The following is a 12,228-nucleotide window of genomic DNA, read 5'->3' as shown; positions in this document are numbered from 1 at the left end:
CAAGAAAATTGCATTGCCACCTGATAAAGACAGTGATGCACTCTGCCCCCGCCTCGCGCGGGGGTTTTTATGACTACGCGATTTTCGTAGAAATGGTGTTTTGAGGTATCTGGAAGCATCCGGGAGACCTCTACGAGCCTTTCCGTCAAATTTCGAGATTTGGAGTGAGCAGTAATTACCAACCTTAATTCTCCGACGAGTGGTAGTGGTTGAAGGGTGGCCCACAATCCGCGGTTCTCAGTATTTGACTTTAAACGTCGGAGAGTCTTCCGGTCGCTGGCCGCGCCGATCATACAAACGCGTCGTGCTGATGTTTGCGTGCCCCAGCCAGATCTGCACCTTGGCAATGTCCGCGTCATGCTCAAGCGCGTTTGTCGCCGCCGTGGCCCGCAAACCATGGACGCCCAGACCATCAACCTTGATGCCGGCAGACATCGCCCAATGACACACGATCTTATAAATGCCATCGGCGCTCAGCCCGGTACCAGAGGCGCGACCTCGTAGTGACCTAAACAGCGACCCATTCCCTGCTCCTCGCTCAAGATCCTTTTCCATATATGCGTAGATACGTTCGGCGGCCACGGGGTGCAGCGGTAGCCAGCGCAGCTTGCCGCCTTTGCCGTTCACCCGCAGGTGCTTAATGCCCCGTCGCTCCTGCAAGTCGCTGGTTTTCAACTGCGCGCCCTCCTCCCGGCGCAGGCCGTGGTACAGCAGCACGGCCAGCACAGCACGATCTCGTAGTCCCTTGAGGCTGTCAGCCGGCGGCGCATCGAGAAGCGCCTTGGCCTGGTGGTCCGCGAGCGCGGGCGTCTTCCCTTCGTTGCTTTCGATCCGGGGCCGCTTGACGCCGTGGACCGGATTGCCCCCTGCCACTGCATTGTTCTCGAGCAGATGATCAAACAGGCTGGCAAGCGCGGCGAGTTTACGCCGGATCGTTGCTCCGGCCAGACCACGCTGCTCCAACCGAGCGCGCCAGGCCAGGACATGTGCGCGCGTCACGGCCCGAAACTCTTCGGCCCCGGCCAAGCCGACGAAACTGCAGAAGTCTTGTAGGTCGATCTGATACGCCCGGCGGGTACGTGGATTATCGATATTGGCAAACCACTCCACGGCTGAGGGTACAGCCGTCAGTTGCTGGAACTCCGCCGCCGTAAGCCGACGTCCGCCATCCTCAATTGAGATCAATTCTCCCGGCATGGACCGTACTCCGCGTCCCATTTAGCCTTAATAGCAGGCCACTCATCCGATGCCATGAGCTCACGCTGCAAGCGCTCATGGATCGGCTCAGGCACTAGGTGCTGCCAGCGATCCATTTCGGCGATCATTTCCATGCTACGAATCTCATCTCCGATTACGGCTCCCACCGCCGCAAAACGTATCCGCGCCTTGTGCCAGAATCCATCTGATGTGCCAAATTGATACAGGGGCACTATGGGCAGGTGGTGCTTTTGCCAGAGTTGCCAGAGCGCGCTTAAGGCGAACCCGCGTCGTCGATAATCTGCGTCGATTTCGATCTTGTCGATGTAGAGCCGGTCCTGCAGCGGGTTGATGCAGTAATCAATGTGGCCCACTCGCTTGCCCTCGACCTCCAGCCTGGCCAAATAGTCCATCCCAGGGAAAACGAAGTTGCCTCGTGGCGCTGCTTGCTCCTGAACCAACAAACTCAACTTGTGCGCCACCTGAATCATCATTTCAGCTTCGCGTCTATGAAAATAATGCCGAACTGGCTCAATGATAGACATACGGTCAGCCCTCCTGAATTAGCGTGATAACGTATTTCTTACATTGGTAAGTAACGGCCATAACCGACAATGGTACGCATGCGCCGCCGGGGGACGTGGTGTCAACGAGCTGACGAACAGCCATAATCCTTCACGATTTCTAGCCGATAGCTTCAAGACCAGGCCTCTGGCCATCTTGCAGTGGGAAGTCCTATGCGGCTCAGAAATATAAACCTCGCTCCACGCGCCACCTTGTTTTTTTCGGCCATCATTTTGCTGGTCGTGGTCTTGGGCGTCATCGCCATACTGCAGATGGGCAAGCTTCGCGATACGGAAAAGGATGTCGAACTGAATTGGCTACCCAGTATTCGGCAAACCGCGATGATGAACTCCACCGTCCTTCGCGTCCGGTTGGAGACCCAGCGGGCCGTTGCCGATCCTCAAACCGTTCAGCAGACCATCGTCAAATTTCCTGCCTACCGGAAAGCCATGAAGGATGCGGTCTATAACTATGAGACCCTCATTGCGAGTGACCAGGAGCGACAGTTGTTCTTGGCCGTGAAAAAGTCCTACGACGATTACGCAAGCCAACTGGATCTGCTGGAACCTTTGTTGAAGGCAGGCGACACCGCTTCGATTGTCAAACTCGTCGCTACCGGTATACGTCCCCTCACGAACCAAATGGAAACTCAGGTCGAGGAATTAACACAATTCAATAACAAAGGCGCTGCGCTTGCCGGTGTTCAAGCGACGCAAGTTTATGATTCAGGTCTTTACATCGTCATCGGCCTGATTATCTTCGTCGCGCTCCTGACTCTTTGTTTGGCAACTCTTCTAACCAAAACGATTACGTCGCCCATCGGGAGCGCCCTTAGCGTCGCCGAACGCATTGCCTCAAGCGATCTGACGAAGGAGGTTGAGGTAAGCGGTACCGACGAGGCAGGCAGGCTTTTGAGCGCGTTGGCCACGATGCAGCAGAACCTTCGAAGCACGATCATGCAGATCGCTGACTCCTCATCCCAACTGGCTGCCGCCTCGGAAGAAATGACCGCGGTGACTGAGCAATCCAGCCTTGGCCTGGTGTCGCAGAATGATGAAGTAAATCAGGCTGCAACTGCTGTCACCGAGATGAGCGCTGCAGTGGACGAGGTAGCACGCAATGCCGAATCAGCTTCCGAAGAGTCCAGGAAAGGTCAGGGCTATACGGAGGTTGGTTTGGAGCGTGTATCGCAGACGCTTAAGTCCATCGAAAAGCTGTCGAGCAACGTGCGCGACACCAGCGAGCAGATCACTGGCTTGTCCAATCGTGCACAGAACATTTCCAAAGTGGTTGAGGTGATCAGAGCCATTGCTGAGCAGACCAATCTGCTTGCGCTCAATGCCGCGATCGAGGCCGCTAGGGCGGGTGAACAAGGCCGAGGCTTCGCAGTCGTTGCTGACGAAGTTCGAGCCCTCGCTCACCGCACGCAAGTGTCTACGCAAGAAATTGAGCAGATGATTCAGGCCATTCAGAACGATTCTGACCAGGCCGTGAAGGCGATGGCCACCAGCAGAGAACTGGCTGCAGAATCCCTAAGCGTCGCAGGCGATGCCAGCAGTTCGCTTGACCAGATCGCGACAGCTATTACGGGCATCAACGAGCGTAACATTCTCATCGCCACCGCTTCGGAAGAACAGGCGCACGTCGCCCGGGAAGTCGATCGCAATCTGGTTAGCATTCGCGAGCTGGCCTCCCAAAGTTCTGCAGGTGCAAGCCAGACTGCAAGCGCTTGCAACGAGATGTCGAAGCTTGCGGTTAGTCTGAATCAGCTGGTCAATCGTTTCAAGGTTTAAGGTATTCACGTACGTCAGCGGACTCGTCCGATGTCCTTGGATATCGGACCTAGACTGTCGACTGTGCCTTGGCGATATACCGTCCTCCCTGAGCGTGAGCCTGCAGGGATTGCACAGTCTATTGGCTATTGGGTTGATCGGCTGTTTGTGTTTTGTGGGGTGGGTGACGTTGCGGGCCCGTGAAGATGTCCCGTAGGATCGTTGATCTGAATTGTCTTCCCATGCTGCCATCCATCCGCACCTGGATCTGCTTTGGGGATCTGAATATCGGCTCGTTGAGCTTTGATTGCCGACTTGACGATTCCCAAGCGTTGGTTGCGTTGTTGCTGCATTGCGGGATCAGCCTGGCCGTCAGCTGTGAACCCCATCATCAGTTGTGGAACACCTAGGGGAAGTGTTTTGTCTTGATCGGTGTGCCAGGTGTGCCACGTCTTGCCATGGGTATGAGCCAGTCGCTCCACCCGGTCAGCAATCTGAGTGACTCCACAGCAATTGAGCTTCATGGCCTGAAGATTGGTTGATAACAGATCGGGGATTCGCCACTTGCCTTTAGGCCTCAGTGTGGACTAAACACTATGCCGCCATTGCCGGAGCTGGTGAGGTGATTCAAAGAGACGGAACTTAGGAACTTGGGGATTTTCCGAATAAGGGAACTTCGTCACATTCCGGGAAAGGAATTGCCCATGCCACACTCCGCTCATTATCGAATCGAGTACGTGCACAATGGTGCCGACAAGAGCTTTTACGTCAGCGCGGAAATCATGAGCAATGCTGAGGCCTGGCACTGGGCTGCAGTGGATTCGGGGGTAGCGCAGATCCCGAAATATCGCCGAGACAGGGTCCAGATCGTTAGCAAGCCACTCGCCAAGCGGCACGGTATTGTCCAGGTGCAGTGGTCGCACGCTTAGTAGTCAGCTCAGTCTCGCATGGTGTATCAATGCACCATTAGAGCAAGCTGGCGGGCTTTGACGGCTGCACTGAACAAGAACGAATAGTCATCTGACCCCGTTGGGCCCCTCCAGCACTTGCCTCACCTTCTTAGCCAGATCGATGGGCACGTAAGATTTGGATAACATCAAAATCCCCCCGCATCCGTAGGCTCTAGCGAGTTTTCGGAATAACCAGTTTTCAGCGACACCTTTGGAGTGGGGTAAAAGCGCTTGGCTTCCCGGGCCAGCGTCACGCCTTTCATTCCACCAGGAATTGATCAGGTCGTAAGCGTCTGCCGAACACATCTTGTACCAGCCCGTTTGGTGTAGACGGACGCTCGAAACACCCTGTCGAGGCTATCGCGCTATTCGGTTTCGATGGCAGCTTGCTCCCCCTATGCTCTTGACTCGTCTAGGAGCAGCAACCAGAGCGAACCCCAGCAGCAGGTTCAAAAAGTGACTCAACAATCGTGCAGTCTGGAGTGTTCGAACCTAAGCATGTTGACTCACACATACCTGCCATTGAGAGCAGCTCTACCCGGATTTGCTGAAGCTTTGCTACCTTCGACTCTACTTCCGCTAGGTGCTTCTTGACCACCGAAAGCGCGTCAGCGCACGGACGATCAGCATCTGCTGCGAGCGCGATGAGTTCTCGGATATCTTCGAGCGGGAAACCCAATTCACGATTCTGCCGGATGAAGACGAGTCTTGATCGATGCTTTTCAGTATAGATTCGATGACGCCCAGTCGACCGCAGGGCGGGAGGTAAAAGGCCTATTTTCTCGTAGTAGCGAATCGTTTCAATGTGGCAACCCGTTGATTTCGACAGCGCCCCGATTCCTGACATGCAAACTCCCCAAGCATTTTCTTGAACCTGTAGCAGCTACAGATATTAACCTGTCTTCAGAAAATAATTTCACGCGCTTGAAGGGCATTTTGTGGACAGAGAACAGCTAGAGACTAACCAGATTCCCATTTACTTCGTCGCGGTCATTGTCGCGGCCCTCGGAGGCCTGCTCGCCCCCAATGCGTCTGAAGCATTAGGGTCGACGGTGACACCCACCATCGCAGTGCTGATGTACGCCATGTTTCTACAGATCCCGTTCTTGGATCTCCGTAATGGCCTCGCAAATAAGCGTTTCATGGCGGCGCTGCTCACAGCCAACTTCGTGGCCATCCCCTTGCTGGTTTGGGCATTGACGATGGGGATAACCAATCACCCGGCGATTTTGGTGGGTGCCCTGTTGGTCTTGCTGACGCCTTGTATCGACTATGTGGTGGTTTTTACCCATATCGGTAAAGGCGACTCCAAACTCACTCTGGCGGCCACCCCATTGCTTCTTTTGATGCAGCTTGTACTGCTGCCGGTGTACCTGACCTTCATGCTGGGTAACGACTCAACAGTGGTCATTTCTATAGGCCCATTTGTTGAGGCCTTTGTGATGCTGATCGCTTTGCCTTTGGTCTTAGCGGTAGCAACAGCTGCCGGGGCAAAGAGATCACGCATCGTTGAAAGCTGGAACAACGCATGGGCCTGGATGCCTGTACCGGCTATGGCGGCTGTATTGGTCGTGATGGGTAGGCTGCCCTGGGCGCTAGGCTCAGTTTCACTACACGTCGTGGGCTCGCTGGTAATGACGGCTGCCGGGCTTCTGTCCTATCAAATAATCAACACGCGCTGAGGAGAGGAACATGAAAGCTTTTCTGGTGACCTTCTTTACTCAACAGAATCGTCGCTATCAGGGAAAGATGCTCGGCGACTGGGTCGTTGATTAGGCGAAAGAAATGGGACTGCGGGGTGCGACTCTGTCCACAGGTATCGAAGGCTTTGGGCATACCGGCCGGCTGCATTCCTCGCATTTTTTTGAACTAGCGGATCAGCCTACCGAAATTCGTATGGCCATTACCGAGGACGAATCTGAACAGTTATTCAAGCGATTGGAGCTTGAAGATATCTCGTTGTTTTACATAAAAACCCCAGTTGAGCTGGGCTTCGTCGGAACAGAGGTCACCTAGTTTGGCCCTCTTTCGTAAGCGGTGACTCGAAGACGCCTTCGCTTGCCTCGTACTCCGAAACACGATTTTACATTTTGGACAGACCTAGCTAAGATCGGCGCATTGGAGATGGCATTCCTCCATTAACAAACCGCTGCGCCCGTAGCAGCTGATGATGCCTACAGAAACCTGATCAAACCAGGTCTGTAGGCGTTCGCGCTTAGAATCCCTTCTTTGGTCAGGCCCACTTATTTTTTGTGGCTGGCCAAATGTCTAAATTTCGACGACCTGAACAACTCGACTTACTGCCCTATATAGCGAAATGGCTTGCGCTTGCTGGTCTTGTAGCTCTTTTGGCAGGCTCTGCTTCTGCGTTATTCCTGCTTTCTTTGGATCATGCCACCCAGTGGCGAGAAACCCATCCCTGGGTAATCTGGCTCCTGCCAGTGGCCGGCTTTGCTGTGGGACTTGCATATCACTTGATAGGCAAACCCGTTGATGCCGGAAACAACCTGATCATCGATGAGATCCATGATCCTAAGAAGATCGTGCCTTTGCGCATGGTGCCGATGGTGCTGATCGGAACCGTGGTTTCCCACCTTTTTGGTGCATCTGTGGGACGTGAGGGGACGGCGGTGCAAATGGGCGGTGCCCTTGCCGATCAACTGACGCATGTCTTCCGTCTGCGCCGCGAAGACCGTCGGGTGATTCTCATGGCCGGTATCAGTGCTGGCTTTGCGTCCGTCTTCGGCACCCCTCTTGCCGGGGCTTTATTCGGACTTGAAGTATTGGCCATTGGACGTATGCGTTACGACGCGCTTTTCCCTTGCGTGGTTGCGGCAATCGTTGCTGACCAGGTGGGGCAAGCCTGGGGCGTGGTTCACACGCATTACGTCATTGGCGAAGTGGTTCCGGTGCAGCTGTGGAGCGTCATGGCTGTGGTGGCAGCTGGGATTGTCTTTGGCCTTACCGGCCTGCTATTCGCGACTGCGACCCACAAGCTCGGAGCCTTCGTTAAGCGGCTTATCACCTATTCACCATTAAGACCCTTCGCCGGCGGCCTGCTGATCGCAGTCGCAGTGTGGGCGCTCGGTAGTAACCATTACATCGACGTTGATAAGTACATCGGGCTAGGCATTCCGAGCATCGTCCAATCCTTTCAAATGCCAATGGCCCCTTGGGACTGGCTTGGAAAGATGGTGTTCACCGTTGTCTCCCTGGGGACTGGATTCAAGGGCGGCGAAGTCACACCGCTGTTTTACATCGGTGCCACCTTGGGGAATGCGCTGGCTCCCCTCTTGCACCTTCCCTTCGGCATGCTGGCTGGTATCGGCTTTGTCGCCGTCTTTGCCGGTGCAGCTAATACGCCACTGGCAACCATCGTTATGGCCATGGAGCTCTTCGGGCCCGAAATTGCTCCGCTTGCAGCCATTGCCTGTATCGCAAGTTACCTCGTATCCGGACACACCGGGATCTATCACGCCCAGCGCGTCGGCCACAGCAAGCATCACCGTCCTCTTCCGGAGGAAATCCGGCTCTCTGATATCAAGCAATTTCATGCTCAAAGTGAATCCGCCAGCGAGCGGAAAGTGACTCTTGCGGGGGAAGAGAAATGATTGAACATCACCAAGATCGCCTGACAGCTTTGCAACTCTATTTTCCTGGCGCTAGCCGGGCTCGCGTGACCAGCTTCTGGCACCACCTAAGCGCACCTGCACTAGCCCAGCACCTCCTTAAAGTTGCTCAAAAAGCAAGAATTGAGCAGGTCATGCTCAAGACGATTTCTGCAGGTTATTTGCCAGGCCATCGCATCTCCCATCATCACCCGGAGCTTGGCGATATGCGTCATCCCCAGTGTCTGGAATTGCTAGATACAGAGGACAAGCTGCGCGCATACCTGCGCGACCACGCTGACGAGTTACGCAAGGTGCGAGCAGTTCTTCTCTTATGTGAGTTACCGCTCACTGACGCGTCGTAATTCAGTTTGAAAACAGCTCGGAAATGAAGAGGTAAGGCCGACCGAAGCGTCGGTCACTCGCGACATTAGAGGATGTAGCTATGAACGGCTTTCAACTGACGTTTTTCACCGAACAGAGTACCAACTACCAGCACCTTCCACTGGGAGAGTGGTTGGTCGAGTTCGCCAAGCGAGAGGGCGCGTTGGGTGCGACGTTGGTGAGCGGTACAGAGGGGCTAGATCATTTGGGGCATTTGCATACGGCGCATTTCCTCGGCGGTGCCGACCATCCCGTCACGGTGACTATATCCACTGATGAAATTGGGTGCGACAGGTTGCTGGAGGCATTGGCCAAGGAGTCGTTTTCACTGAGCTATATCAAATTGCCCATCGAATACGGTCGAGTGGGCCAGGCGAAAAACTAAAAAACGCACCTTGTTGGACAACCGATAAAAAGGATAAACGCCATGTACCGAGTTTATAACCTACGTCCACAGCCAGCCCCCGCTAACTGGGCTCATGACAACAGGCAGCTCCTCGTAGGACTGGTTTTTTGGTCGCTTTTTCTGGCGGGCATCGCAGACAATCAAAAGATTTCGAGCGAGGGGTGGTACGTCGTCACCCCGCTCGAAGGCGCATTAGTCACGATGCGTATGCCCAGTGAAAAGTCCTGCAAGGCCGACGTAGCCCAGACCTGCGTACCGGGCTACGAGCTGAGAGCACAGCAACATTGAGCGCGATGGCGGTTGGCAATCCAAAGATGAGATCGCGAAATGGAGCTCACCGACGTCGGCTCATCAAAATCATTTTAGAGAATTGGGAGACCACATGAGCGCAGTGACGCTGAGCATCGTATTCGGGCTTGTGATGGGCAGGTTTTTCACAGGATCCGTCTATGAGTTCGCCGCGCTTTTCATCGTAAGCGTTGGAGTGTCCTTGCTGACCTTTCATCTGCTAAATCAAAGGCGCGTCAGGCTACAAGCCCAGACGGCGTATTGCTGCTCTGTAATGGTTGCTTCAAACCAAATGATGGAGCTTTTCCAGATGGCAAAAAGAGGGCAGTTCATGCCCTTGGTGGGAGAGATTCCTGAACTAATTATTGGAGGCTTCTTGGTTCCCGCAATTGCGGTGTCGGCAGTGCAGCTGTTCAGGATACTCATGGAGAGCTGACGTCCGACATAGAGGCCTCTCAACGGATTCAAATGGTTAATGACGCTCCCGAATCGTTACTTGGAGAAGATCAATGAAAACGCAAATCCAGGCCATTCATGCACGTGAAATTCTCGATTCACGCGGTAACCCTACCGTTGAAGTCGACGTCACCTTGGAGTGCGGCGCCATGGGCCGGGCTTCAGTACCGTCCGGTGCCTCTACAGGCGCTCACGAAGCAGTTGAGTTGCGTGACAAAGATACACAGCGGTACTCCGGCAAGGGAGTGTTAAAGGCCGTTAGCAATGTGAATACCGAAATACTTGAGTCTCTGAGGGGCATGAATGCGATTGACCAGGAACAAATTGATCATTTGATGATTAAGCTGGATGGAACCTCTGATAAATCCAGGCTTGGAGGAAACGCGATCTTGGGCGTGAGCCTCGCCGTTGCCAGAGCGGCGGCTTCTGCGCTGAACTTGCCCTTGTTCCAATATCTGGGCGGCGAGCAAGCAGCAAGAATGCCCGTCCCGATGTTCAATATTCTCAATGGCGGTGTTCACGCCAACTGGCAAGGCCCTGACTTTCAGGAATTCATGATTGCACCTACAGGGGCTGGCAGTTTCAAGGAAGCCTTGCGATGGGGCTCCGAGGTGTACCACGAGCTGAAAGCGGTGCTTAAGGACGCCGGCTATTCAACAGCGGTCGGAGATGAGGGCGGCTTTGCGCCGGCCCTCAAGAAAAACTCAGACGCCATTGAGCTGATCATCAAGGCAATCGAGAGGGCTGGTTACACCCCTGGATCTCAGATCGAGATCGCTATCGATCCAGCATCCAGCGGCTTCTATGAAAACGGCCTTTACCATCTGCGCTCTGAGGGTCGTAAGGTCGATGCTCAAGAGCTGATTAATCTCTATTCCTCCTGGGTCGACAAGTATCCGATTGCGGTACTGGAAGATGGACTCGCGGAAGACGATTGGTCAGGCTGGAAGCTATTGAATGCAGCTCTGGGTGACCGGATCGAGTTGGTTGGAGATGACCTATTTGTCACCAATGTCGAACGGATTCAGCGAGGCATCACAGAAAACGTCGCCAATGCCGTATTGATCAAACCTAATCAAATCGGAACGCTGACTGAGACCAAAGCCGCCATCGAAATGGCCTATGGGGCAAATTGGGGGGCGATGGTTTCTCATCGTAGCGGGGAGACGGTGGACAGCTCCATCGCTGATCTGACTGTCGCGATGGGGACTGGCCATCTCAAGACAGGAGCTCCATGCCGGGGGGAGCGGGTCGAGAAATACAATCAGTTTCTGCGAATAGAAGAGGATCTTGGCAGCCGTGCGTTTTATGCAGGACATGATGCATTCGTGCGCTGACGGCCTATCGCCGGTAAACCTGTTGGACTGGTTACCGTAAAAAAACGAACCACGTATAGCTGTTGGCAAAAACGTCAGTGGCATTGGCCTTTCCTAGACGCTTGGAGATATGAGCATGAGCTACACGGATATTCCAGCTGGTAACGCGATCCCCGATGACTTCTTCACCGTTATCGAGATTCCTGCAAACCACTCGCCGATCAAGTACGAGGTGGACAAGCCAAGTGGACAGATCTTCGTTGATCGCTTCCTCAGCACGCCGATGTTCTACCCGGCTAACTACGGGTTCATTCCAAATACCTTGAGCGATGACGGCGATCCTTTGGACGTCCTCGTGATTTGCCCTTACCCGGTATCACCTGGCGTTGTCATCCGCAGTCGCCCAGTAGGTGTGATGTACATGACGGACGAAGCTGGTGCGGATGCCAAGGTAATCGCAGTGCCTCATGAAAAACTCAGCTCTATGTACAGCAATGTAAAGGAATGCTCTGACCTCCCTGCGTTACTCCTCGCACAGATTCAGCACTTCTTCGAAAACTACAAAGCGTTAGAGCCGGGTAAGTGGGTGAAAATGGGCCGCTGGGGGAGCGCAGACGAAGCGCGGGAAGATATTCGTAAATCGGTAGCGGCCTATAACCTGAAGAAGGAGGCTTCCAAGTAGTGTTACTCAATCAGAAAAGCGCAGAGCAGGAAATTTCTCTTAAGGTAAGAGAAGACTTTTTGCTGCTGCCGAAAACTGCTGAATTGACGCGCTGGGTAATGGCCCAGTCCACGGGCGAAAGAACATTACCGTATTTCGATCCACTGGATGGCGGCGTCTTCGCAAGGGTATTGATCTTGTTGGAATCGCCCGCTCGAACGGTCAGTCTTCCACGGTATGTCTCAAGAGACAATCCGGGGCCTGCACAACGCAACCTGAAAGGTTTCATTGAGCAGGTTGGACTGGCACGTCACAAAACCGTCCTTTGGAATTTGTACCCTTGGTTACCAGATCTCGATAAGCCCAAGGGTCCGCTCCGCAGAGCGCAAATTGAGGAAGGTATCGAGATGCTGATCACGCTACTGACGCTTTTCCCTGATCTCGTCACTATCGTGTTTGCCGGACGTGTTGCCCAGAAAGCCATACCGCGTGTTCGGCTCGCCTTCCCTAATTTTTCATTGCTGGAAATGCCACACCCAAGCCCCCTTTCCGTTTGCACTCACCCGAATGTTAGGCAGCGCATTTTGTCCACACTGCGTCACGCCAAACAGTCGATCAAGTAGCCA

The 12,228-nt window shown here is 54.1% G+C and carries 12 protein-coding genes, 4 pseudogenes and 1 riboswitch; of the genes and pseudogenes, 12 read left to right on the top strand and 4 right to left on the bottom strand.

Translation table 11 applies throughout. The features are described from left to right. Positions 1–237: 237 nt before the first annotated feature. Positions 238–1,197 carry a tyrosine-type recombinase/integrase gene (locus tag JOE39_RS01125; RefSeq protein ID WP_058444032.1) on the bottom strand — a complete coding sequence of 320 codons (960 nt, stop codon included), beginning with the start codon at positions 1,195–1,197 and terminating at the stop codon, positions 238–240. Beyond that, positions 1,182–1,742 (bottom strand): GNAT family N-acetyltransferase, encoded by a 561-nt coding sequence (locus JOE39_RS01120; RefSeq protein ID WP_003425019.1) that lies wholly within the window; start codon positions 1,740–1,742, stop codon positions 1,182–1,184. Before JOE39_RS01120 ends, JOE39_RS01125 begins: the two co-directional genes overlap by 16 nt. A gap of 192 nt (positions 1,743–1,934) precedes the next feature. Here JOE39_RS01120 and JOE39_RS01115 point away from each other — a divergent pair, with 192 nt between their 5' ends. Next, the gene (locus JOE39_RS01115; RefSeq protein WP_003425021.1) at positions 1,935–3,554 is read left to right on the top strand and encodes a methyl-accepting chemotaxis protein; all 1,620 of its coding nucleotides are present in this window, start codon (positions 1,935–1,937) and stop codon (positions 3,552–3,554) included. A 125-nt stretch (positions 3,555–3,679) separates the two neighbouring features. Here JOE39_RS01115 and JOE39_RS01110 read toward each other — a convergent pair. Then, positions 3,680–4,015: pseudogene (locus JOE39_RS01110) on the bottom strand (DUF1264 domain-containing protein); the annotation flags it as partial. A gap of 222 nt (positions 4,016–4,237) precedes the next feature. On the opposite strand from JOE39_RS01110, the gene JOE39_RS01105 reads away from it, so the two are divergent. Continuing rightward, positions 4,238–4,462, top strand: a complete 225-nt coding sequence (locus JOE39_RS01105; protein WP_003425025.1) for a DUF6555 family protein — start codon at positions 4,238–4,240, stop codon at positions 4,460–4,462. 87 nt (positions 4,463–4,549) lie between these two features. Here JOE39_RS01105 and JOE39_RS26240 read toward each other — a convergent pair. Continuing rightward, positions 4,550–4,758 (bottom strand): annotated as a pseudogene (locus JOE39_RS26240) (hybrid sensor histidine kinase/response regulator); the annotation flags it as partial. Between the two features lie 663 nt (positions 4,759–5,421). Here JOE39_RS26240 and JOE39_RS01095 point away from each other — a divergent pair. The 10 genes and pseudogenes from JOE39_RS01095 to JOE39_RS01050 all read left to right on the top strand — a co-directional run. After that, positions 5,422–6,060 (top strand): annotated as a pseudogene (locus JOE39_RS01095) (arsenic resistance protein); the annotation flags it as partial. A 115-nt stretch (positions 6,061–6,175) separates the two neighbouring features. After that, positions 6,176–6,499: pseudogene (locus JOE39_RS01090) on the top strand (DUF190 domain-containing protein). A 95-nt stretch (positions 6,500–6,594) separates the two neighbouring features. Beyond that, positions 6,595–6,667, top strand: a riboswitch (Fluoride riboswitch). An 80-nt stretch (positions 6,668–6,747) separates the two neighbouring features. Next, positions 6,748–8,094 carry a voltage-gated chloride channel family protein gene (locus JOE39_RS01085; RefSeq protein WP_011267047.1) on the top strand — a complete coding sequence of 449 codons (1,347 nt, stop codon included), beginning with the start codon at positions 6,748–6,750 and terminating at the stop codon, positions 8,092–8,094. Continuing rightward, a complete protein-coding gene (locus JOE39_RS01080) occupies positions 8,091–8,456 on the top strand; it encodes a hypothetical protein (protein ID WP_003317538.1) in 366 nt (121 codons plus the stop codon). The genes JOE39_RS01085 and JOE39_RS01080 overlap by 4 nt, the downstream gene beginning before the upstream one ends. Before the next feature lie 80 nt (positions 8,457–8,536). Next, complete coding sequence (locus tag JOE39_RS01075; protein ID WP_003425060.1) at positions 8,537–8,860, top strand: DUF190 domain-containing protein; 324 nt, start codon at positions 8,537–8,539, stop codon at positions 8,858–8,860. A 42-nt stretch (positions 8,861–8,902) separates the two neighbouring features. Next, positions 8,903–9,169 carry a hypothetical protein gene (locus JOE39_RS01070; RefSeq protein WP_003317536.1) on the top strand — a complete coding sequence of 89 codons (267 nt, stop codon included), beginning with the start codon at positions 8,903–8,905 and terminating at the stop codon, positions 9,167–9,169. Between the two features lie 94 nt (positions 9,170–9,263). After that, positions 9,264–9,605 carry a hypothetical protein gene (locus tag JOE39_RS01065; RefSeq protein ID WP_003317535.1) on the top strand — a complete coding sequence of 114 codons (342 nt, stop codon included), beginning with the start codon at positions 9,264–9,266 and terminating at the stop codon, positions 9,603–9,605. A 73-nt stretch (positions 9,606–9,678) separates the two neighbouring features. Further along, positions 9,679–10,962 carry a phosphopyruvate hydratase gene (eno, locus tag JOE39_RS01060; RefSeq protein ID WP_003317534.1) on the top strand — a complete coding sequence of 428 codons (1,284 nt, stop codon included), beginning with the start codon at positions 9,679–9,681 and terminating at the stop codon, positions 10,960–10,962. A gap of 115 nt (positions 10,963–11,077) precedes the next feature. Continuing rightward, positions 11,078–11,623, top strand: a complete 546-nt coding sequence (gene ppa / locus JOE39_RS01055) for an inorganic diphosphatase (RefSeq protein ID WP_003317533.1) — start codon at positions 11,078–11,080, stop codon at positions 11,621–11,623. After that, the gene (locus tag JOE39_RS01050; protein ID WP_003317532.1) at positions 11,623–12,225 is read left to right on the top strand and encodes a uracil-DNA glycosylase; all 603 of its coding nucleotides are present in this window, start codon (positions 11,623–11,625) and stop codon (positions 12,223–12,225) included. Before ppa ends, JOE39_RS01050 begins: the two co-directional genes overlap by 1 nt. Positions 12,226–12,228 lie beyond the last annotated feature (3 nt).

It is taken from the genome of Pseudomonas sp. PvP100 (genome assembly GCF_017833055.1).
GTDB classification, from domain to species: domain Bacteria; phylum Pseudomonadota; class Gammaproteobacteria; order Pseudomonadales; family Pseudomonadaceae; genus Aquipseudomonas; species Aquipseudomonas syringae.
Note: the sequence above shows the minus strand (reverse complement) of the source record. Positions and strands in the feature narration are given on the sequence as shown.